The sequence below is a fragment of the Actinomyces ruminicola genome, from assembly GCF_900103885.1.
Lineage (GTDB): Bacteria > Actinomycetota > Actinomycetes > Actinomycetales > Actinomycetaceae > Actinomyces > Actinomyces ruminicola.
Genome location: NZ_FNIM01000001.1, coordinates 664,534 through 685,686, shown reverse-complemented (window position 1 = coordinate 685,686; position 21,153 = coordinate 664,534). Strand labels below are relative to the sequence as shown.

Below are 21,153 nucleotides of genomic sequence, written 5' to 3'. Positions count from 1 at the left end.
CATTGAGCGGAAGCTCCGGCCCCCAGCGACCGGTCGACTGATTCTGCTGTGGCCGGGGCCTTGAGGACGCGGGGCGGTACGCGCAGAACATCTCACCCTCGGGATCGGTTTCGATGTCGTCCCTCGTCGTGGTGAGCAAAGGCACAGGGGTGGGGATCCCGCTCGACTACCGGCGATTCCCCGCGTTGCACTAGGGTTGGGGAGTTGCGCGCGCCCTCGGTGCGCCCGACAGAGACCTCGCGCCCGTGCGCCTGTGTCTGTCGGGGCCCGCGTGCCGGGGTCGGCTCGCCGTCGGCGGCCCGTGCGCACATGAAGAAAGAACGTTCGGCCAGGCTCGCGTCGCCCAGTGCGGGGTGAGAACCGGCTCGACGACAGGAGAACACTCAATGATCCAGCAGGAGTCGCGACTAAAGGTCGCCGACAACACCGGTGCCAAGGAGATCCTGTGCATCCGTGTGCTCGGCGGCTCGGGTCGGCGCTATGCGGGCATCGGCGACCAGATCGTCGCCACTGTCAAGGACGCCATCCCCGGCGGCAGCGTCAAGAAGGGCGAGGTCGTCAGGGCGGTCGTCGTGCGCGCCGCCAAGGAACGTCGCCGCCCGGACGGCTCGTACATCCGCTTCGACGAGAACGCGGCCGTCATCATCAAGAACAACGACGGCGAGCCGCGCGGTACGCGCATCTTCGGCCCCGTCGGCCGTGAGCTTCGTGACAAGAAGTTCATGCGCATCGTCTCACTCGCCCCGGAGGTGATCTGACCCATGGCTCGCGTCAAGAAGGGTGACCAGGTCATGGTCATCGCCGGCAAGGACAAGGGCAAGACCGGCCGCGTCCTGCGGGTTATCCCGAAGGAGGACCGCGTCGTGGTCGAGGGCGTTCAGCGTGTCACCAAGCACACGCGCCCCCGCCAGACCGCCCAGGGCGCCCGCGCCGGCGGCATCGAGACCGTCGAGGCCCCCATCCACATCTCCAACGTCATGCCGATCGACCCCAAGACCAAGCAGCGCACCCGCGTCGGCTTCCGGGTCGAGGAGGGCGTGCGTCCCAACGGCCGCAAGCGCACCGTCCGTGTGCGCTACGCCAAGAAGTCCGGGGAGGATCTGTGACCATGGCTGAGAACGCTGAGAACACAGCCGCCACCACCGGGGTCGCCGTTGCCCCCCGGCTGAAGGCCAAGTACAACGAGGAGGTGCGCCCCGCCCTCCAGGAGGAGTTCAACCACTCCAACGTCATGGAGGTCGGGCGCGTCGTCAAGGTCGTCGTCAACATGGGAGTGGGTGAGGCCGCCCACGACTCCAAGCTGATCGAGGGCGCCGTCCGCGACCTCGCGGCGATCACCGGCCAGAAGCCGCAGATCACTCGGGCCCGCAAGTCGATTGCTCAGTTCAAGCTGCGCGCGGGCCAGCCCATCGGTGCCCACGCCACGCTGCGCGGTGACCGCATGTGGGAGTTCCTCGACCGGCTCATCTCGATCTCGCTGCCGCGTATCCGCGACTTCCGCGGGCTCAGCCCCAAGCAGTTCGACGGCAACGGCAACTACACCTTCGGTCTCACCGAGCAGTCGGTGTTCCACGAGATCGACCCCGACGCCATCGACCGCGTGCGCGGCATGGACATCACCGTTGTAACCACGGCCAAGACCGATGAGGAGGCCCGCTCGCTGCTCAAGCAGCTCGGCTTCCCCTTCAAGGAGAAGTGACATGGCAAAGACCTCTCTGATCGCGAAGGCGAACCGCAAGCCCAAGTTCGGCGTCCGGGCCTACACGCGCTGCCAGCGCTGCGGCCGGCCGCGCTCGGTGTACCGCAAGTTCGGCCTGTGCCGCATCTGCCTGCGCGAGATGGCCCTGAGCGGCCAGCTCCCCGGCGTGAGCAAGTCCAGCTGGTAAGAACTTACGTCGCAGGTCCGAGGAGGAAACCGCGACGAGGAAGGGCGCAGGCCCACTAATGACAATGACAGACCCGATCGCAGACATGCTGACTCGTCTGCGTAACGCAAACAACGCATACCACGAGACCGTCTCCATGCCCTCCAGCAAGCTCAAGGTGAACATCGCCAAGATGCTGCAGTCCGAGGGCTACATCGACGGCTACGAGGTCACCGACGCACAGGTCGGCAAGACGCTCACCCTGAACCTGAAGTACGGTGCCAACCGGCAGCGTGCCATCCAGGGCCTCAAGCGCGTCTCCAAGCCCGGTCTGCGCGTGTACGCGAAGTCCACGAACCTGCCCAAGGTCCTCGGCGGCCTGGGGGTGGCCATCCTGTCCACCTCCTCCGGCCTCCTGACCGACCGGCAGGCGGAGTCCCGGGGCGTAGGCGGCGAAGTGCTCGCCTACGTCTGGTGAGAGAAGGAGCGGAGGAGAACCATGTCTCGTATTGGACGCCTTCCCGTTCCGGTCCCCGCCGGAGTGGACGTCACCATTGAAGGAAACGAAGTGACGGTCAAGGGCCCCAAGGGCACCCTGACCCGCACCATCGCCCAGCCGCTGACGGTCGCCCGCCAGGAGGACGGCTCCATTCTGGTGTCCCGTCCCGACGACGAGCGCCGCTCGCGCTCGCTGCACGGCCTCTCCCGGACGCTGATCCACAACATGGTTGTCGGCGTCACCGATGGCTACTCCAAGCAGCTGGAGATCGTCGGCACCGGTTACCGGGCCATGCAGAAGGGCAGCAGCATCGAGCTGTCGCTCGGCTTCTCCCACACCGTCGTCGTCGACGCCCCCGAGGGCATCGAGCTGAAGGTGGACGGTCCCTCCAAGGTGATCGTCTCGGGCATCTCCAAGGAGCAGGTCGGCGAGGTCGCCGCGAACATTCGCAAGATCCGCCCGCCGGAGCCCTACAAGGGCAAGGGCGTGCGCTACGCCGGCGAGAACGTGCGCCGCAAGGTCGGAAAGGCTGGTAAGTGACCATGGCTTACGCGATCAAGAGGGACAAGACCAAGAGCGTCGCCCGCAAGATCCGCCACCAGCGCGTGCGCAAGCACGTGTCCGGTACGGCCGAGCGCCCCCGGCTGGTCGTCAGCCGCTCCAACCGTCACATGGTGGCGCAGGTTATCGACGACACCATCGGGCACACGCTCTGCTCCGCCTCCACCCATGAGGCCGCGCTTCAGGGCGTTGAGGGCCACAAGGTCGGCGCGGCCCGCCGCGTCGGCGAGCTGGTTGCCGAGCGCGCCAAGGCGCTGGGCATTGACAAGGTCGTGTTCGACCGCGGCGGCCACAAGTACCACGGTCGCGTCGCGGCCGTAGCCGAGGGCGCCCGCGAGGGCGGCCTGGAGTTCTGAGCCAGACGACGAGAAAGCTAAGGAGTTTCTGATGGCTGCACCGCAGCGAGACAGGTCCGCGTCGTCCGACGGCTCGGCCCGGCGCGAGAGCGACCGCGGCGAGAGCCGCGGCCGCCGTGACCGCAACACTGACCGCCGCGACCGCAACGGCGGTCGGGGCAACGACGACAAGTACATCGAGCGCGTCGTCACCATCAACCGCGTGTCCAAGGTCGTCAAGGGCGGCCGCCGCTTCACCTTCACCGCGCTGGTCGTGGTTGGTGACGGTGAGGGCACTGTCGGCGTCGGCTACGGCAAGGCGAAGGAAGTTCCCGCCGCCATTGCCAAGGCCGTCGAGGCGGCGAAGAAGGAGTTCTTCCACGTCCCGATGATCCGCCGCACCATCCCGCACCTGGTGCAGGGCGAGGACGCCGCCGGCGTGGTGCTGCTGCGCCCGGCCTCACCCGGTACCGGTGTTATTGCCGGCGGCCCGGTGCGCGCCGTCCTCGAGTGCGCGGGCGTGCACGACATTCTGTCGAAGTCGCTCGGCTCCTCGAACGCGATCAACATCGTCCACGCGACGGTGGCCGCGCTCAAGCAGCTCGAGCAGCCCGAGTCGGTCGCGGTCCGCCGTGGCCTGCCCCTGGAGGAGGTCGCGCCGCAGTCGCTGCTGCGCGCCCGCGCCGAGGGTGAGGCCGCCAAGCGCGCCGAGGCCGAGAAGAAGGAGGCCGAGAAGGCCGCTGAAGGAGTGGGTGCGTGATGGCTGACGCCGCTACCGACAAGACACAGCAGGACGCGGGGCAGATCAAGGTGACCCAGGTTCGCTCCGGTATCGGGGGCACGCGCCGTCAGCGCGAGACCCTGAAGGCCCTCGGCCTGCGCCGGATCCGCCAGTCCGTGGTCCGCGAGGACAACCCGTCCGTGCGCGGCATGATCGCCAAGGTGGCGCACCTCGTCACCGTTGAGGAGGCCTGAGATGGCTGACACGAAGAAGCACGAGGAGGCCGGCCAGATCATTCGCCTGCACGACCTCCGGCCCGCCCCGGGCGCCAAGAAGGCCAAGACCCGCGTCGGCCGTGGTGAGGCCTCCAAGGGCAAGACCGCCGGCCGCGGTACCAAGGGCACCAAGGCCCGTTACCAGGTCCGCCCCGGCTTCGAGGGTGGCCAGATGCCGCTGCACATGCGTCTGCCCAAGCTGCGCGGCTTCCGCAACCCGAACCGGGTCGAGTACCAGCCCGTGAACGTCGGCCGCATCGCCGAGCTGTTCCCGGCCGGTGGTGCCGTTACGGTCGAGGACCTGGTTGCCAAGGGCGCGGTGCGCAAGGGCCACCTGGTCAAGGTCCTGGGCGGCGGCGAGGTCTCGGTCAAGCTCGACCTCACCGTCGACGCCTGGTCCAACTCCGCCAAGGAGAAGGTCGAGGCCGCGGGCGGCACGATCATCGGCCGCTGAGCACGTCCGCGCCGCGGTGGTCTCGGGGTTATCTCCGCAACCGCCGGGAGGGTGTGCACGGTCAATGCAACGGCTCCGGCCGGGCAGGGTAGTGGCCCTGCCCGGCCGGAGCCGTCGTCATGGTTGGCCTCGGTCGGTACTGCCGGGTGGACCGGTGTCGGGCGATGGCGCCCAACTTTGCGCGCGCGCCTCACGCATTCCGGCTTGCCATCGGGTGCGCGGGATCCACCTTGAGCGCCAGCTCACGCCCTCGAGCGCGCGGGTCTGGACAGCTGTGTTGTCTCCACGGTGCTGGGGCAATTCGAGTCTCATGAGTTCTTGGGACTTGTGGGTCTGAAGGGTGCGGGGGTGCCGGTGCATCCATTATCGCCAGGACCTCGCGCCACCCTCGCGACGCCGGCGGCCCCGCATTGAACGGGCGCTCTCGGCGTCCGCGCACGGTTGGACCGTCTGCCGCTAGTTGGACCGCCTGCCGCCGTTTGGACCGTCTGCCGCCGTTTGGACCGTCCAAGACGCGCTCTGAGGCGGTCCGAGTGGACACGCGCGGTCCAAGTGGAGAATGGGGGTCCGAATGGAGAAAGGGGGTCCGATCGGCACGTCCCAAGACCCGAGGGGTCGGATGTTGCCCGTCGCATGCCCTGGTTGTCACTCCTCGCACAACCACGCCCCCTGGTCCGGGCCGACTGGTCCCGGCCGACTGCGGCGTCTCCTCAGCAGGCACCCCCGTAGTGCCAGCGCCAGAGTCTCACGACCTCCGAGGCCCCAGAATGCACGAGACTCAGTAGTCCCAGACGCCATCAGACGACACGCGTCGACGCAGGGACCTCCTCGAGGCGAGCCGCCGCCCTGGCGGGCTCGTGGGCGTCCTCAAGGGGTGGTGGATGCTGCAGCTCGCGGGCTTGCCGGTGATGCTCGCAGAGCCGTGCCCGGGAGGGGGAGGTGGGCGGAGTGTAGCGGTGCGCTCCGCCACGGACTGACGGAGCCTGGCTTGAAAGCCGAATCGCACCTGGGCTCGCACATCCTCTGGGGCTGGGTTAGCCGGGGGCTGATGCGGTCTCGGGGTGGAAGCCGGGGGCCATTCGTGCGGGGTGCGTGACCGATACCCCGCCGGCTTGGCGCCCCGGCGGCTGGCGCCACCGGCCGAGCGGGGTAGGGTAGCCCAGGGAATATGCCCGGGAAGGTGCGGTACGTGCTTCCCCGGGCAGCCTCGGTAGTCGGCGCACGAGCCGCGTCGGCGCCCGCCTTATCCCACATTCATCACCAGCCGCCCACAGGAGACACCGAGTGTTCAGTGCGTTCGTCCAGGCGTTCAAGACGCCGGATCTGAGGAGAAAGCTCCTGTTCACCCTGGGCATCATGGCGCTGTTCCGGTTCGGTTCGGTGCTGCCGACCCCGGGCGTGGACCTGGCCAACGTCCAGATCTGTGTGGGGGAGAGCCAGGACGAGGGCCTGCTCGGCCTGATCAACGTCTTCTCCGGCGGTGCCCTGCTGCAGCTGAGCGTATTCGCGCTGGGCATCATGCCCTACATCACCGCCTCCATCATTATTCAGCTGTTGCGCGTGGTGATCCCCCGCTTCGAGGAGCTGTACAAGGAGGGGCAGGCGGGCACCGCCAAGCTCACCGAGTACACCCGCTATCTGACCATCGGCCTGGGCGTGCTGCAGTCCGCCACCATCGTGGCCACAGCGGCAAACGGCAACCTGTTCACCGGTTGCTCGGTGGACGTCATTCCGAACGACTCGCCCCTGAACCTGGCCCTGATGATCGTCACCATGACCGCCGGCACCGGCCTGATCATGTGGCTGGGCGAGCTCATCACCGAGCGCGGCATCGGCAACGGCATGTCGCTGCTGATCTTCACCTCGATCGTGGCCCGCATGCCGCAGAACCTGTTCTCCGTCCTGGGCGGTTCCGGGGGCGTGTCCCGCTTCCTGGCGGTGATCGCCGTGATCCTGGTGGCGACGCTCGCCGTGGTGTTCGTAGAGCAGGCCACCCGCCGCATCCCGGTCCAGTACGCCAAGCGCATGGTGGGGCGGCGCCAGTACGGCGGCTCCACCACCTACATCCCCATCAAGATCAACACCGCCGGCGTCATCCCGGTCATCTTCGCCTCCTCCCTGCTGGCCATGCCGCAGCTGGTCGCCCAGTTCGGCTCGCCCACCAGCTCCTGGGTGCAGTGGATCGCCACCAACCTGCGGCAGACCGACACGGTCTACCTAGTGGCCTACGCGCTGCTGGTGTTCGCCTTCACGTTCTTCTACACCGCGATCACCTTCAACCCCGAGGAGATCGCCGACAACATGAAGCGGTACGGCGGGTTCATCCCCGGCATCCGCGCCGGAGAGTCGACCGCTCGCTACCTCAGCTATGTCATCAACCGGGTCACCGCGGCGGGCGCCGTGTACCTCCTGATCCTGGCCCTGCTGCCGACGCTCGCCGTCATGTGGCTGGGCGTGTCCCAGAATCTGCCGTTCGGCGGCACGACCATCCTGATCATGGTGGGGGTCGGGCTGCAGACGGTCAAGGAAATCAACTCCCAGCTGCAGCAGCGGCACTACGAAGGGTTCCTCTCATGAGCGCACGCATGGTCATCCTCGGTCCTCCCGGAGCGGGCAAGGGCACCCAGGCCGCCCGCATCTGCGAGCGCCTGGGCATTCCCGCGATCTCCACCGGAGACATCTTCCGCGCGAACGTCGCCGGCGGCACTGAGCTGGGTCGCCAGGCCAAGCAGTACATGGACGCCGGCGAGTACGTGCCCGACTCGGTCACCAATGCCATGGTCGCCGACCGGCTGGCCGCCGACGACGCCTCCGCCGGCTTCCTGCTGGACGGATACCCCCGCACCGAGGCGCAGGTGCACGAACTCGACGCCATGCTCGCCCGCGCCGACCTCGCCCTGGACGTGGTCCTGGAGATCACCGCCGACGCTGAGGTGGTGGTGAAGCGTCTGCTGGGCCGCGCCGCGGAGCAGGGCCGCGCCGACGACACCGAGCCGGTGATTCGTCGCCGCCTGGAGGTGTATGCCGAGCAGACCGAGCCGCTGGCCGCCCTGTACGAGCAGCGCGGTCTGCTGGTGCGCGTAGACGGAGTCGGTGCGCTGGACGAGGTCACCGACCGCATCATGGCGGCGCTGGCCACGCGCGGCGTGACCGCCTGACTCCTTCCGAGGCGGATCGCGATGCTGACGCGAGAGCGCATCCAGTTCAAGACCCCCGACCAGGTGCGCCTGATGCGCCGGGCCGGGCTGGTTGTCGCCGATATCCACGCCGCGCTGCGTGAGGCGGTACGACCCGGCATCACCACCGCCGAGCTGGACGCCGTCTCCGCCGACGCCATCGCCCGCGCCGGTGCCCACTCCAACTTCCTGGGGTACTACGGCTATCCGGCCACCGTGTGCGTCTCCGTCAACGAAGAGGTGGTCCACGGCATCCCGGGCGAGCGGGTGCTCCAGGCCGGCGACCTGGTCACCTTCGACTGCGGCGCCTACATCCTCGACGACGACGGCACCCAGTGGCACGGCGACGCCGCCTTCACCACGGTGGTAGGCGGCAGCTACGCCACCGAGTCCGACCGGGTGCTGGACACCACCACCCGGCAGGCCCTGTGGGACGCCATCGCCGCCGTGGCCCGCGCCGTGGCCGGCCGGGCCGAGGGCCGGTCGGGGCGGCTGAACACGGTCGGCGACACGGTGGAGGCCACGGTTTCCGCCGCGGTCGCCCGTGAGGGCGTGCACCTGAGCATCCTGCAGGAGTATGTCGGTCATGGCATCGGCACCGCCATGCACATGGCTCCCGACGTGCTCAACTACTCGGTCAAGCGCAAGGGCCCACGGCTGCGGCCGGGCATGGTGCTCGCCATCGAGCCCATGCTGACCGCCGGCGGCCCCGAGGTGGATGAGCTCGACGACGGCTGGACCGTGGTCACCAGGGACCACTCCCGCGCCGCCCAGTGGGAGCACACGGTGGCGCTCGTGCCCGGCGGCGTATGGGTGCTGACCGCCCCCGATGGGGGAGTGGAGGGGCTGGCCCCCTACGGCCTCACGCCCCGGCCCCCGGGCTGACTGGTCGGCCGCCTGGCGGCGTCGACCATCTCGCCGAGATCGGTAGAACTTACGTGCCGAGATCGGTAGAACTTACGTGCCGAGATCGGTAGAACTTACGTGCCGAGATCGGTAGAACTTACGTGCCGAGATCGGTCGGGACCGCCCTCAGCAGCTGAAACCGGCGACGCGCCGGGGCCGAGATGCGCAGTGTGTCGGGAAACACCGCTGGATAATGCCCCTCCGCGGTGGTCAGACGTGGCAGGTTTGCCGTATCGTTGGCGGGCGGCGCGCCTGAGATCCGGCGTCCGGCAGTTTTGCCCGCCGATTGAGCGGCACCGGGCAAGGCGAGGGCGTCCGGTCGAGCGCGCCAGGCCGGCGGCGTCGTCGTCGGCTGGAGTATCCAGCGAGAAAGCACCGACGGAGGAACATGGCTAAGAAGGACGGCGTCATCGAGGTCGAGGGATCGGTCGTCGAGGCCCTTCCGAACGCGATGTTCCGGGTTGAGCTGAGCAACGGGCACATCGTGCTCGCACACATCTCGGGCAAGATGCGGCAGCACTACATCCGCATCCTGCCGGAGGACCGTGTGGTTGTTGAGCTCAGCCCCTACGACCTGTCCCGGGGCCGCATCGTCTACCGGTACAAGTGACAGTCCTCCCCACCGGGAGGACGGAGGAACATCATGAAGGTCAAGCCGAGCGTCAAGAAGATCTGTGACAACTGCAAGGTGATTCGTCGCCACGGCCGTGTCATGGTCATCTGCGACAACCCGCGGCACAAGCAGCGTCAGGGCTGACACCCGCGCGCCGTCGGCCTTGCGTCGGCGGCAAGAACAACAGCACTCACCCCAGTGGCGCAGCGCGCCACCACCCCCGGTTCCTGGAGGCCGGGGCCATCGGAAGGCGATGGAGGGGATGGGTGACGACCTCCGGGAGCACACAGGAGAACCACACAGTGGCACGCATTTCCGGCGTCGACCTGCCTCGCGAGAAGCGAGTCGAGGTCGCGCTCACCTACATCTACGGGATCGGACGCACCCGCGCCCTCAAGACCCTCGAGGCCACCGGGGTCAACCCGGACACCCGCGTCAAGGACCTCACCGAGGCCGAGCTGGTTGCGCTGCGCAACCACATCGACTCCAGCTATCAGGTTGAGGGTGACCTGCGTCGTGAGGTCCAGGCGGACATCCGCCGCAAGATCGAGATCGGCTGCTACCAGGGCCTGCGCCACCGTCGGCACCTGCCGGTCCGCGGCCAGCGCACCAAGACGAACGCCCGCACCCGCAAGGGGCCCAAGCGCACCGTGGCCGGTAAGAAGAAGGCCAAGTAATCGCCAGCTCATCCGGGCGCTGTAAGCCCGGGCAATAGACCTCACCCGAAGAAGGAAGCATGCCCCCCAAGACTCGTTCGACCGCGCGCAAGCCGCGGCGCAAGGACCGTAAGAACGTTACCCACGGTCACGCCTACATCAAGTCCACCTTCAACAACACCATCGTGTCCCTGACGGACCCCGCCGGCTCCGTCATCGCCTGGGCCTCCTCCGGCCAGGTCGGCTTCAAGGGCTCGCGCAAGTCGACGCCGTACGCCGCCCAGCTCGCCGCCGAGGCCGCCGCCCGGCGCGCCCAGGACCACGGCATGAAAAAGGTCGACGTCTTCGTCAAGGGACCCGGCTCCGGCCGCGAGACCGCGATCCGCTCCCTGCAGGCCGCCGGCCTCGAGGTCGGCTCCATCACGGACGTCACCCCTCAGGCCCACAACGGCTGCCGTCCCCCGAAGCGGCGCCGCGTCTGACAACACGGTCGGCGCCCGACCCCGCGCGAGCGGGGAGGGCCGCACCCATTGGCTCCGCCCCGACGCGGCGGGCCGGCCGTCGGCGCGTGCCGGCGGCCAATACCATGAGGAACGGCGTCATATAGCGGGCGCCGCGACGAAAGGAAACCCCTAGTGCTTATTGCACAGCGACCCACACTCTCCGAGGAGGTCATCGAGGAGGACCGCCGCTCGCGGTTCATCCTGGAGCCCCTCGAGCCCGGCTTCGGCTACACGCTCGGAAACTCCCTGCGGCGCACGCTGCTGTCGTCCATCCCGGGCGCGGCCGTGACCTCGGTCCGCATCGAGGGCGTGCCTCACGAGTTCCGCACCATCGCCGGGGTCAAGGAGGACGTCGCCCAGATCATCCTGAACATCAAGGAGATCGTCCTGTCGTCGGAGAACGACGAGCCAGTGGTCATGTACCTGCGCAAGTCCGGCCCGGGCGTCGTCGTCGCCGGCGACATCACCCCGCCGGCGGGCGTGGAGATCCACAACCCCGACCTGGTCATCGCCACCCTTAACGAGAAGGGCAAGCTGGAGATCGAGCTGACGGTCGAGCGCGGCCGCGGCTACGTGTCCGCCAACCAGAACAAGGACCCCAACGCCGAGATCTCCCGGATCCCGGTTGACTCGATCTACTCGCCGGTCAAGAAGGTCTCCTACGCGGTGGAGGCCACCCGTGTTGAGCAGCGCACCGACTTCGACCGGCTGGTGGTGGACGTGGAGACCAAGGCCTCCATGACCCCGCGCGACGCGCTCGCCTCCGCCGGCAAGACGCTGGTCGAGCTGTTCGGGCTGGCCCGGGAGCTCAACGTTGAGGCCGAGGGCATCGAGGTCGGCCCCTCGCCGATGGACCAGGCACTCCAGCAGGACCTGGCGATGATGATCGATGAGCTGGACCTGCAGGCCCGCTCCTCCAACGCCCTCAAGCGCGAGGGCATTCACACCGTCGGCGAGCTCGTCGCGCGCAGCGAGGCAGACCTCCTCGACATCCGCAACTTCGGTGCCAAGTCGATCTCCGAGATCAAGGACAAGCTGGCCGAACTCGGGCTGTCCCTCAAGGGGTCCCCGGTCGACTACGCCCCGGAGGGCGACTACACCAACCCCACCTTCAGCGACGAGCAGCAGGCCTGACGCCGGCTCGCCATTCCACTAGGAGACAACATGCCTCGCCCCACCAAGGGTCCCCGGCTGGGTGGATCCCCCCAGCACGAGCGCCACATGCTGGCCAACCTGGCCACGCAGCTCATCGTCCACGAGTCGATCACGACCACGGAGGCTCGCGCCCGGCGCCTGCGCCCCTACGTCGAGAAGCTCATCACCAAGGGCAAGCGCGGCGACCTCCACGCCCGCCGCACCGTGATGAAGAAGGTGACGGACAAGTACGCCGTCTACCGCCTCTTCGACGAGATCGCCCCACAGATGGCCGACCGCGACGGCGGTTACACCCGCATCATCAAGACCGCGCCGCGCCGGGGCGACAACGCCCCCATGGCGGTGATCTCGCTGGTGCTGGAGCCGGTCGCCAAGAAGGAGGTCGTCAACGACGCCGTGCAGACCGCCAAGCGCGCGGCTGAGCGGGCCGTGGCCGAGGTCGAGGAGGCCGCCGCCGAGGTCGAGGCCGAGGAGACCCCCGCCGACGAGGCCGCGGAGGCCGCCGTCGAGGAGGCTGAAGAGGCTGCGGAGGACGCGGCCTCCGGCAAGCCCGTCTACGCCGGCTCGGTGCGCCTGGAGAAGGGCTCCACCGAGGCTCCCGACGCCGACCACGAGGTCAAGGGCAACGAGGACTCCATGAAGTACCACGTGCCCGGGTCCCGCTGGTACGACAACACGGTGGCCGAGGTCTGGTTCGCCTCCGCCGAGGATGCCGAGGCCGCGGGCTTCGCCCCGGCCGGTGGCGCCGCCGCGCAGAAGGTCAAGAAGTGAGCCGGACCCGCTAAGGGTCACGCGTTACGACGCGCACGGGAGGGCCGGTCACCTGCGGGTGACCGGCCCTCTCAGCGTCTCAGGGCCGCGCCATCTCCCAGCAGCGGGCGCCGCCGGTCATGCCGGCCTCGTTGGGGACGACGACCACGTCGTCGCCGATCTTGCCCAGCTGGAGGGCGGTGATGCGGCGGGAGTTGCCGCCGCCGAGGTAGAGGCGGTCCCACAGGTACATGGGGCGCAGCGCCTCGACCACGCGCCGCACCCGTCGCGACCAGTGGGCGTCGCCCAGGCGCAGCCGCTCGTGCTCGCCGATGTAGTCGTCGTAGGTGAGCCCCCAGCGCACCGGGCCCTGGGAGACCTCCACGTGGGGGGCGAGCACGCCGTTGTCGAAGACGGCGTTGCCCAGGCCCGTGCCCAGGGTCACGATCATCTCCAGGCCGTGGCCGGTGACGACGCCGGCGCCGGCGACCTCGGCGTCGTTGAGCACCAGCACCGGGCGGCCGAGGACGGCCTCGAGGCGGCCGCCCATGTCGAAGCGCGCCCAGGCCTCCGCCAGCTCGGGCAGGACGCGGGAGCGGGGGCCGTCCCTGGTGATGTAGTGGGGGGTGGCGATGACGACGCCGTGCCGGATCATGCCGGGCATGCCCACGGTCACCCGGTCGGCCGGCGGGAGCTGGTCGGCCAGGTCCTTGATGGTGTCCACCAGCAGCTCGGGCGGCAGCGGGTAGGGGGTGGGGGTGCGCAGGGCGCGGGAGATGATGGCGCCGTCGGCGTCGAGCACGGAGGCCTTGATGCCGCCGCCGCCGCAGTCGACGCTGAGGGTGGTCGTAGTGCTCACGCCCCGACGCTACCGCCTCGGGCGGTCGAGGAGCGGTATGTCGCCGACCAGGGGAGCTTGGGCTAGGCCCAGCCTTTGAGGGAACGGCGCAGGTGCCGTCACCGCTCGGGCGGATGCCGGACCCACCGAGATGATTGATTCCAAGGGGTGGCTGTCGGCGTGAGGGCTGGGATGTTGGGCGAGGGCTTCGCAGGATCGGTGCTGTAGAAGCGTTTCCTCACGCACTGGTGCCTGAGAAGAATGGACACCGACCCCTTTGTGGAGGCGCTGCCCGGGAATGCGGGCGTGGTCCGCGTCGGCATGGTTGATGGGAACGAACAGTTGCAACAGGAGGCGGTGAGGCTCAGCGCCAACTGCACCACGCTGGAGGCCCTGGAACTCACGTGTCCCGCCGGGGAGGCCGAGCGCGTCACCCTGACCACGGCTCGCCAACGCTACGTGGCCGGAGCGTTCCTGGCGGATGTCACCGCCGGTGATAACGTCTTCTGGGTTTCAGAGGATCAGACCTTGGTGCTCATCTCTTTGGGCGGCAGTGATCTGGACATCAACCAGCTGCAGACGCTGGCCAGCGAGCGCATCCCGGGTGCGGTGGTTGGCCTCCGCTCCGAGTGGATCGTCTCCGGCGTGGACACCCTCCTCAAGGCCAACTGGGTGATCACGCTCGCCATCGTGGGGCTCACGGGGGTGTTCGTGGCGCTGGCAGGTGGTCGCCGCCGCCGAGCTGCGCGCCTAGAGCCTTCGCAAGGCGGGGCGACTCGCGCTACAACGGCCCGGCCTGACTGCGCGGTCGAGTGACCCAGGGGACGACCAAACTCCCTGCCCACCGTCATATCGACCGATCTCGGCACGTAACTTCTACCGATCTCGGGGAGGGGACGCGGCGGGCGCTCCCCGGCTGTGGTGTCATGGTGCCCATGAGCAACGCCCCCGACTCGACACGCCCCGAGTCGGTGCGCGTGCGCCTGGACCTGGCCTACGACGGCACCGGCTTCCACGGCTGGGCGGCCCAGCCCGGACAGCGCACCGTCGAGGGCGTGCTGACCGATGCCCTGGCCACCGTGCTGCGCGCCCCGGTGCGGCTGACGGTGGCCGGGCGCACGGACGCCGGCGTCCACGCCGCCGGACAGGTCGCCCACCTGGACGTACCCACCGCCGCCTGGCTGGCCCTGCCCGGACGCTCCACCCGCAGCCCCGAGCAGGCCCTGCTGGAGCGGCTCGCCGGCGTGCTGGCCCGCGAGGCCCAACACGGGCCCGTCCCGGCCCCGCGCGGCGCCGGTGACCTGGTGGTCCACGGTGCGCGCCAAGTCCCCGCTGCCTTCGACGCCCGCTTCTCCGCCCTGACCCGCCGCTACTGCTACCGGATTGCCGACGGCGGCCCCGCCGGTGCCCCGCGCGACCCCGCTCGCCGCGGCCAGGTCCTCTGGCTGAACGAGACCCTCGACGTCGCCGCCATGCAGGCCGCCGGCCGCCCCCTGCTGGGGGAGCACGACTTTCTGTCCTACTGCCGCCCCCGCGAGGGCGCCACCACCATCCGCACGCTGAAGGAGCTCTCCTGGCGGCGCCTGGCCCCGGACGCCCCCGGCCCCGACGGCGGCCTGGTGGTCCTCACCGTCGTCGCCGACGCCTTCTGCCACTCCATGGTGCGCTCCCTGGTCGGCGCCGCCCTCGCCGTCGGGACCGGGCGGCGCGATGCCGACTGGCCCGCCCGGCTGCTGGCCGCCCGCAGCCGCCAGCTGGCCGCACCCGTCGCCCCCGCCCACGGCCTCACCCTGAAGGAGGTCACCTACCCGGCCGATGCCGACCTGGCGGCCCAGGCCGAGCGGGCCCGCATCCGGCGCCGGTCACCGGGCTGCTGCGAGTGACCGGGCGGCGTGTCAGGTCTCACGGCCGCGGCGGCGCCACCGGCTTTGACCGTCCCCGACGCCTGCCGGTAGGGTGGGGCCTCGTCGTGCAGCACGCGATCACGTTCGTGGTGCCATCCCACTCGCCACTTGCGGCCGGTGCTCCGACCACCTCATCTGACCATGGCGGTCCCGCAGGATGCCAGCGCCCGCGCTGCGTCCGCGTGCCCGCCCGCCAAGAGAAACGAAGGCAACGCCCGTGCGCACGTACACACCGAAGCCCGGCGACGTCGAGAAGAACTGGTACGTCATCGACGCCAGCGACGTCGTTCTCGGCCGTCTCGCAGCCCAGGCTGCAACCCTGCTCCGTGGGAAGCACAAGCCGCAGTTCGCGCCGAACGAGGACTGCGGCGACTACGTCGTCATCATCAACGCCGACAAGGTCGTCCTCACCCGCGGCAAGGCCGACAAGAAGTTCGCCTACCGCCACTCCGGCTACCCGGGCGGCCTCACCGCCGTCTCCTACCGGGAGCTGCTGGCCAACAACCCCGAGCGCGCAGTCCTCAAGGCTGTCAAGGGCATGCTGCCCCACAACAAGCTGGGCCGCGCCCAGCTGAAGAAGCTCAGGGTGTACGCGGGCGCCGAGCACCCGCACGCCTCCCAGAACCCGCAGACCTTCGAGATCACCCAGGTCGCCCAGTAAGCGCTCCAGCGCTCGGCACCCGACAAGCAAAGGACACATCGTGGCTGAGACCACCGTCGACATCGACGCGCTGGACGAGGACAACGCCCCCGCCAGCTACACCACCGAATCCACCCCCACCGAGGGCCGCGGCCAGTCCATCACCGCCCCCGGCATGGGGCTCGGCCGCCGCAAGGAGGCCGTCGCCCGCGTCCGCCTCATCCCCGGCACCGGCCAGTGGAAGATCAACGGCCGCACCCTGGAGGACTACTTCCCCAACAAGCTGCACCAGCAGCTCGTGCGCGCCCCCTTCACCCTGCTCGAGCTCGAGGGCCGCTTCGACGTGATCGCCCGCATCAACGGCGGCGGCATCTCCGGCCAGGCCGGCGCCCTGCGCCTGGGCATCGCCCGCGCCCTGAACGAGATCGACCGTGAGGCCAACCGCCCGGCCCTGAAGAAGGCCGGCTTCCTCACCCGCGACGCGCGCATCGTCGAGCGGAAGAAGGCCGGTCTGCACAAGGCCCGCCGCGCCCCGCAGTACTCCAAGCGCTGACCGCGGCGGCGCCGTCCGTTCGGACCCGCGCCGACCCGCACCTTTCTCACCGGCGGCCACCTCCTTCGCGGAGGTGGCCGCCGGATTACGTTCCGGCGTGAAATGATGGGGCCGCTGTCAACCAACAGGAGGATCCCATGACACGACTCTTCGGCACCGACGGCGTCCGCGGACTCGCCAACGAACTGCTCACCCCTGATCTCGCAGTCAACCTCGGCCGTGCTGCCGCGAGCGTACTGGTCGGCACGGACGACTCCCCCCACCGGCTGGGCCGTCGCCCGCGCGCGGTCGTCGGCCGTGACACCCGTGCCAGCGGCGAGTTCCTCGACCACGCCATCAGCGCCGGCCTGGCCGCCTCCGGCATGGACGTCACCCGCGTGGGCGTCCTGCCCACCCCCGCCATCGCCCACCTGACCGCCAGCCAGGACGTCAGCCTCGGCGTGGTCATCTCCGCCTCCCACAACCCCTTCCCGGACAACGGCATCAAGTTCTTCGCCCGCGGCGGCTACAAGCTGGAAGACGCCGTCGAGGACCGCATCGAGGCGGCCCTGGCCGAGGACCTGCCCCGCCCCACCGGCGCCGCCGTCGGGCGCGTCATCAAGGGCGAGACCGTTGCCGACCAGACCTACATCAACCACCTGGTGGACTCCGTGGCCACCGACCTGTCCGGGCTGCGCATCGTGGTGGACGCCTCCAACGGCGCCGCCAGCAACGTCGGCCCCGCCGCCCTGCGCAACGCCGGCGCCGAGGTGATTGCCATCAACGCCTCCCCGGACGGGCTGAACATCAACGCCGACTGCGGCTCCACCCACCCCGAGCAGCTGCAGGCATACGTGCGCAGCGTGGGCGCCGACATGGGCGTCGCCTACGACGGCGACGCCGACCGCTGCCTGGCCGTGGACGCCGAGGGCAACCTTGTTGACGGCGACCAGATCATGGGCCTGCTGGCCGTGGGCATGAAGGCCGACGGCACCCTCGGCTCAGACACCCTCGTCGTCACCGTCATGAGCAACCTGGGCCTGATCCTGGCCATGCGCGAGCACGGCATCCGCATCGTGCAGACCGGCGTGGGCGACCGCTACGTGCTGGAGAAGATGCTGCAGGGCGGCTACACCCTCGGCGGCGAGCAGTCCGGGCACGTCATCGACACCCTCCACGCCACCACTGGGGACGGCGTGCTCACGTCCCTGCGTGTGGCCGCCCGAATGAAGCGCACCGGCAAGTCCCTGGCGGAGCTGGCCAGCATCGTGCAGCGCCTGCCGCAGACGCTCATCAACGTCCGTGGAGTGGACAAGGCCGCCGCCGGCACCAACCGGGCGGTGCAGGACGCCGTCGCCGACGCCGAGAAGCAGCTGGGGCAGACCGGCCGGGTGCTGCTGCGCCCCTCCGGCACCGAGCCGCTGGTGCGGGTCATGGTGGAGGCCGCCAGCCAGGAGGAGGCCGACCGCGTCGCCGAGGGCCTGGCCGCCGTCGTCAAGGACAACCTCGCGCTGTGACCCGGTCCGACGCCGCCGGCGCCGGGCTGCGGCTGCTGGACGACGCACCGAGCTGGAACGGCGAGCCGCTCAGCGGGCGGGTTCTCGACCTGCTCTGCGTGCTCGCCGCTCTGCCCGGCGCCCGCGGCGGCGAGGATCAACTGATCGCGGGGCTATGGGACTGCTCGCCGCCGTCTCGACCTCGCCAGGCGCTGCAGGTAGTCGTCTCCCGCACACGTAACCGCCTGGGGGCCGAGGCTCTGCAAAGACACGGTGAGGGGTACGCCCTGACCCTGCCACGCTCGCAGGTGGATCACCTGGACCTGGTGCAACGCCGTCGTCGGGCCGAGGCCGCGGCCTGCGCCCATCGCCCGGCCGATGTGGTCGACCTGACCGAGGGCATGGGGGAGATCAGCGGGGCGGGCGTGAGCCCGCCGCACCGTCGGCTCTTGGAGCAGGCAACGGCCCTTAGTGCCCGTGCCCTCCGCCTGCGCGCACTCGCACTCGGAGAGCTGGGGCGTTACGCGCAGGCCATGGAGCTGCTTCCGTCCCTGGCCGAGCAGAATCCCTCCGATGAGGCGGTGCTCGCCGCCCTGATTCGCAGTGAGGCCTGGACCCGTTCACCGGCTGCGGCGTTGGCGCGTTACGAACGGTACCGACGTCGTCTGCGCCAGGCCGGCGCCGTGCCCGGGCCGCTGCTACGTGCCGCGCACGAGCATGCGCTGGCCGCTGAGCACCCGGTTCGGCAGGGCCTGCGGGCGCCCATCGGCCTGATAGGGCGGGAGCACGACCTGCGGGTGGTGGAGGACGCGGTCGCCACCAGCCAGCTGGTGACCATCACCGGACCGGGAGGGGTCGGCAAGACGGCTCTGGCGCAGGCGCTCGCCTCACGCAGCCCGTTTCCCACGATCAGAGTGCTGTCCATGACGGAGGTCGCCCCACGTGGGCACGACCCGGTGGCTGCGGACGCCTCCGACGGCGCGGCGCCCGTGGATCGGCTCGCCCGCGAGCTGCTGGCCGCCATCGGGCGCAGTGGCTCGGCCGCGCAGCCGGCCCGCGTCGCCCTGGCGCAGGCGCTCGCGGCTCCCGGCACGCTGCTGGTGCTGGATGACTGTGAGCACGTGGCCGGTGCGCTCGCCGATCTGCTCGGGCCCATGCTCGCCTCATTGCCGGGGCTGCATGTGGTGGTGACGTCCAGGAGCGTCCTGGAGCTGTCGGCCGAGTACGTGCATCGGCTGGCGCCGCTTACGGGCACGGCGGCGGCCGCCCTGTTCCGTGACCGGGCACTGGCGGCCAGGCCGCACCAGGCCCTCGACGACGACGACCTGGCTCGGCTACTGCCCGCCCTGGAGGGGCTGCCACTCGCCATCGAGTTGGCCGCGGCGCGCACCCGCGTCATGTCGGTGCGGCAAGTGGCGCAGCGCTTCCCACGCGACCTGAGGACCATGACCGGTCCGCGGGATCTGCCGGAGCGTCAGCGCACCCTCAGCGCCGTCATCGAATGGTCCTGGTCGCTGTTGGACGATCCGCAGCGACGCGCCCTGACGCGCGCCGCACTGCTGGCCGACGGCTTCACCCTGGAGACAGCCGAGGCCGTGATCGGTCCCGCCGCGGCCGTCATGCTTGATCAGCTCGCGGCGCAGTCGCTCCTGACCGCGGACGGGGACGATCCGCCCCGCTTCCACATGCTCTCCTCCGTGCGTGCGCTGGTTCGTGAGCGCGTCGCCGGCACCTTAGATGCGGCGGAGGCTCAAAGTGCCGTGCGCCGCTGGGCGCTGGGCCTGGCTCGCCCGGTGCTGGCCGTGATGGATGGCAGCCGTATGGATGAGGTCGCTCCTGCCGTTGACGCCCTGCTTGCGGAGGAGCGCGGGGTGGCCGCCGAGCTGGGACGAGCACTGGGCGACGACGATGGGCATCAGGCTCCTGAGGCCGCCCTGGTGCTCGGTGCGGCGCTGCTGACCGCCTGGTCCACGAGCTGGGGCTACAGCCAGACCGCCGCCTGGGTGCCGCGGCTCCTGGGGCATGCGGTGACTGCGGCGTCGGACTCCGTTGGAAACATCGCCCGGATGCTGGTGCTCCATCGTGCGGTGGCCAACTCCTGGCTGCTGGGCCCCCTCCCGGAGGAGCTCCGGCTCCGTATTCCGGCGTCATTCCCGTGCGAGAGCGCCTACGTCGCCGCGATTCGCCGGCTGGTCCGCACCCGGCACGAGGAGTGGGGCGGGCTGCTGGAGGATCCAGACCACTGGACCGCCTGGGCCGCAGGTAGTTGCGTGGTCACGGAGCTTGAGAACCGCGGTGACGTGACCGGTGCCCTGGAGCTCAATCGCAGTCTGCGGCGACGGCTGCGCGCCTCGGATCTGCCGCCCGTCCGCCTGCTTGAGCTTGACGTCGACGGTTTGCGCCTGCTGCTGGAAATGGGGGACTACCGCGGCGGGCTGAGCGAGTGCACCCGTCTGCTGCAGGTGGCCGACCGCCATCCGCTTCAAGATGCCCTCCGCAGCGCTCTGCGCCTGCAACGGGACTGCTGCAGGGTCTATCTGGCGCCGTCACCGGAGCGCGCTGCCGCCCTACTGGCGGACGCCGAGAGCATGCCGGTGCCCGGAATGGCGATGTTCATCACCGGGTTCCTCGGCGGTGAGATGGAGCTTCTGCGCGGCTGCCCGGAGGAGGCCTTCACGGCGGCGCGGGGTCTGCTTGAGCGCATGGCCGGTGCCGACGTGCCCGCGGGTAACCCGTGGGAGCTCTACGGCCTGGCGACCTGCCTGCTGATCGACGTGGAGATCGCCAGGTCTGGTGCGGCGGCGCCGGACACGCGAGGCGACTCACTGCGGGATCATGCCCTGGAGGCGACCGCCATGCTGCGGCGGGGGCTGCAGGCACTGACGCAGGCCTTGCAACAGGCCAGCGCCACCCGCTTCGATCTGCCGACGACGGCGTCGTTTGCCTGCGCCGTCGGCCTGTCTGCGGCGCAGGCCGCGGACGGTGGGCAGTGGGGAGATGCGGGCGTGCCCGCGTTGGTCGGGGAGGAGCCCGGCGATGTGGATTCCGCCCGGGTAGTTGGGCTGGGGCTGGAACTGTTCTGTGCGGCCCTGGCCTGCGGCCCCAATCAGACCTCACGGCTGTTGTCACGACCCCGCCTGCTGGAGGCGGCGCGCGGAATCGACCCCGGCCGCGTCGACGAGATGCTGAGGCAAGCTCATTCCTCCGATCCCGAGGCGCTCGTAGAACACATGGTGACGTTGACCGGCTCACTGGCTGAGCTGTTGTGAGCAAG

26 protein-coding genes are annotated in these 21,153 nt (G+C 69.8%); 25 read left to right on the top strand and 1 reads right to left on the bottom strand.

Annotation, left to right across the window (positions count from 1 at the left end):
- The first annotated feature begins 386 nt into the window (after positions 1–386).
- From rplN to rplQ, 19 genes are all read left to right on the top strand, one after another.
- Positions 387–758 carry a 50S ribosomal protein L14 gene (gene rplN / locus BLR49_RS02920; RefSeq protein WP_092532997.1) on the top strand — a complete coding sequence of 124 codons (372 nt, stop codon included), beginning with the start codon at positions 387–389 and terminating at the stop codon, positions 756–758.
- A gap of 3 nt (positions 759–761) precedes the next feature.
- A complete protein-coding gene (gene rplX / locus BLR49_RS02915; RefSeq protein ID WP_092532994.1) occupies positions 762–1,106 on the top strand; it encodes a 50S ribosomal protein L24 in 345 nt (114 codons plus the stop codon).
- Positions 1,107–1,108: 2 nt separating this feature from the next.
- A complete protein-coding gene (rplE, locus tag BLR49_RS02910) occupies positions 1,109–1,699 on the top strand; it encodes a 50S ribosomal protein L5 (RefSeq protein ID WP_092532991.1) in 591 nt (196 codons plus the stop codon).
- 1 nt (position 1,700) lies between these two features.
- On the top strand, positions 1,701–1,886 hold the full coding sequence (locus BLR49_RS02905) for a type Z 30S ribosomal protein S14 (RefSeq protein WP_092532989.1): 186 nt from the start codon (positions 1,701–1,703) through the stop codon (positions 1,884–1,886).
- A gap of 58 nt (positions 1,887–1,944) precedes the next feature.
- Positions 1,945–2,343, top strand: coding sequence for a 30S ribosomal protein S8 (rpsH, locus tag BLR49_RS02900; RefSeq protein ID WP_092532986.1), 399 nt, complete (start codon positions 1,945–1,947; stop codon positions 2,341–2,343).
- A 21-nt stretch (positions 2,344–2,364) separates the two neighbouring features.
- Positions 2,365–2,904 carry a 50S ribosomal protein L6 gene (gene rplF / locus BLR49_RS02895; RefSeq protein WP_092532983.1) on the top strand — a complete coding sequence of 180 codons (540 nt, stop codon included), beginning with the start codon at positions 2,365–2,367 and terminating at the stop codon, positions 2,902–2,904.
- 2 nt (positions 2,905–2,906) lie between these two features.
- Positions 2,907–3,281, top strand: a complete 375-nt coding sequence (gene rplR / locus BLR49_RS02890) for a 50S ribosomal protein L18 (protein WP_092533447.1) — start codon at positions 2,907–2,909, stop codon at positions 3,279–3,281.
- 31 nt (positions 3,282–3,312) lie between these two features.
- A complete protein-coding gene (rpsE, locus tag BLR49_RS02885; protein ID WP_092532980.1) occupies positions 3,313–4,020 on the top strand; it encodes a 30S ribosomal protein S5 in 708 nt (235 codons plus the stop codon).
- A complete protein-coding gene (rpmD, locus tag BLR49_RS02880; protein ID WP_092532978.1) occupies positions 4,020–4,235 on the top strand; it encodes a 50S ribosomal protein L30 in 216 nt (71 codons plus the stop codon). Before rpsE ends, rpmD begins: the two co-directional genes overlap by 1 nt.
- A 1-nt stretch (position 4,236) precedes the next feature.
- Positions 4,237–4,710, top strand: a complete 474-nt coding sequence (gene rplO, locus BLR49_RS02875) for a 50S ribosomal protein L15 (RefSeq protein WP_092532975.1) — start codon at positions 4,237–4,239, stop codon at positions 4,708–4,710.
- A gap of 1,284 nt (positions 4,711–5,994) precedes the next feature.
- A complete protein-coding gene (gene secY, locus BLR49_RS02870) occupies positions 5,995–7,287 on the top strand; it encodes a preprotein translocase subunit SecY (RefSeq protein ID WP_092532972.1) in 1,293 nt (430 codons plus the stop codon).
- Positions 7,284–7,868 (top strand): adenylate kinase, encoded by a 585-nt coding sequence (locus tag BLR49_RS02865; protein ID WP_245690336.1) that lies wholly within the window; start codon positions 7,284–7,286, stop codon positions 7,866–7,868. The genes secY and BLR49_RS02865 overlap by 4 nt, the downstream gene beginning before the upstream one ends.
- Before the next feature lie 21 nt (positions 7,869–7,889).
- Positions 7,890–8,771 (top strand): type I methionyl aminopeptidase, encoded by an 882-nt coding sequence (map, locus tag BLR49_RS02860; RefSeq protein ID WP_092532966.1) that lies wholly within the window; start codon positions 7,890–7,892, stop codon positions 8,769–8,771.
- Between the two features lie 409 nt (positions 8,772–9,180).
- Entirely contained in the window at positions 9,181–9,402 is a 222-nt protein-coding gene (infA, locus tag BLR49_RS02855; RefSeq protein ID WP_092532963.1) for a translation initiation factor IF-1, read from the top strand.
- Positions 9,403–9,435: 33 nt separating this feature from the next.
- The gene (gene rpmJ / locus BLR49_RS02850) at positions 9,436–9,549 is read left to right on the top strand and encodes a 50S ribosomal protein L36 (RefSeq protein ID WP_009748913.1); all 114 of its coding nucleotides are present in this window, start codon (positions 9,436–9,438) and stop codon (positions 9,547–9,549) included.
- 158 nt (positions 9,550–9,707) lie between these two features.
- The gene (gene rpsM, locus BLR49_RS02845; protein WP_092532960.1) at positions 9,708–10,082 is read left to right on the top strand and encodes a 30S ribosomal protein S13; all 375 of its coding nucleotides are present in this window, start codon (positions 9,708–9,710) and stop codon (positions 10,080–10,082) included.
- Between the two features lie 59 nt (positions 10,083–10,141).
- Complete coding sequence (gene rpsK, locus BLR49_RS02840; protein WP_092532957.1) at positions 10,142–10,543, top strand: 30S ribosomal protein S11; 402 nt, start codon at positions 10,142–10,144, stop codon at positions 10,541–10,543.
- A 153-nt stretch (positions 10,544–10,696) separates the two neighbouring features.
- A complete protein-coding gene (locus tag BLR49_RS02835; RefSeq protein ID WP_092532954.1) occupies positions 10,697–11,698 on the top strand; it encodes a DNA-directed RNA polymerase subunit alpha in 1,002 nt (333 codons plus the stop codon).
- A 30-nt stretch (positions 11,699–11,728) separates the two neighbouring features.
- Positions 11,729–12,490, top strand: a complete 762-nt coding sequence (gene rplQ / locus BLR49_RS02830) for a 50S ribosomal protein L17, sunset domain variant (RefSeq protein WP_092532951.1) — start codon at positions 11,729–11,731, stop codon at positions 12,488–12,490.
- A 79-nt stretch (positions 12,491–12,569) separates the two neighbouring features.
- Here rplQ and BLR49_RS02825 read toward each other — a convergent pair whose 3' ends face one another.
- Positions 12,570–13,328 carry an ROK family protein gene (locus tag BLR49_RS02825; protein ID WP_092532947.1) on the bottom strand — a complete coding sequence of 253 codons (759 nt, stop codon included), beginning with the start codon at positions 13,326–13,328 and terminating at the stop codon, positions 12,570–12,572.
- A 240-nt stretch (positions 13,329–13,568) separates the two neighbouring features.
- Between BLR49_RS02825 and BLR49_RS02820 the strand changes: the two genes are divergently transcribed.
- From BLR49_RS02820 to BLR49_RS02795, 6 genes are all read left to right on the top strand, one after another.
- Positions 13,569–14,123 (top strand): hypothetical protein, encoded by a 555-nt coding sequence (locus tag BLR49_RS02820; protein WP_092532941.1) that lies wholly within the window; start codon positions 13,569–13,571, stop codon positions 14,121–14,123.
- 119 nt (positions 14,124–14,242) lie between these two features.
- A complete protein-coding gene (gene truA / locus BLR49_RS02815) occupies positions 14,243–15,190 on the top strand; it encodes a tRNA pseudouridine(38-40) synthase TruA (RefSeq protein WP_218121287.1) in 948 nt (315 codons plus the stop codon).
- Positions 15,191–15,428: 238 nt separating this feature from the next.
- The gene (rplM, locus tag BLR49_RS02810; RefSeq protein WP_092532935.1) at positions 15,429–15,872 is read left to right on the top strand and encodes a 50S ribosomal protein L13; all 444 of its coding nucleotides are present in this window, start codon (positions 15,429–15,431) and stop codon (positions 15,870–15,872) included.
- 40 nt (positions 15,873–15,912) lie between these two features.
- Positions 15,913–16,404 carry a 30S ribosomal protein S9 gene (gene rpsI / locus BLR49_RS02805; protein WP_092532931.1) on the top strand — a complete coding sequence of 164 codons (492 nt, stop codon included), beginning with the start codon at positions 15,913–15,915 and terminating at the stop codon, positions 16,402–16,404.
- 137 nt (positions 16,405–16,541) lie between these two features.
- Complete coding sequence (gene glmM / locus BLR49_RS02800; protein ID WP_092532928.1) at positions 16,542–17,900, top strand: phosphoglucosamine mutase; 1,359 nt, start codon at positions 16,542–16,544, stop codon at positions 17,898–17,900.
- Positions 17,897–21,148: an AfsR/SARP family transcriptional regulator gene (locus BLR49_RS02795; protein WP_092532926.1), complete on the top strand. Its 3,252-nt coding sequence runs from the start codon at positions 17,897–17,899 to the stop codon at positions 21,146–21,148. The genes glmM and BLR49_RS02795 overlap by 4 nt, the downstream gene beginning before the upstream one ends.
- Positions 21,149–21,153 lie beyond the last annotated feature (5 nt).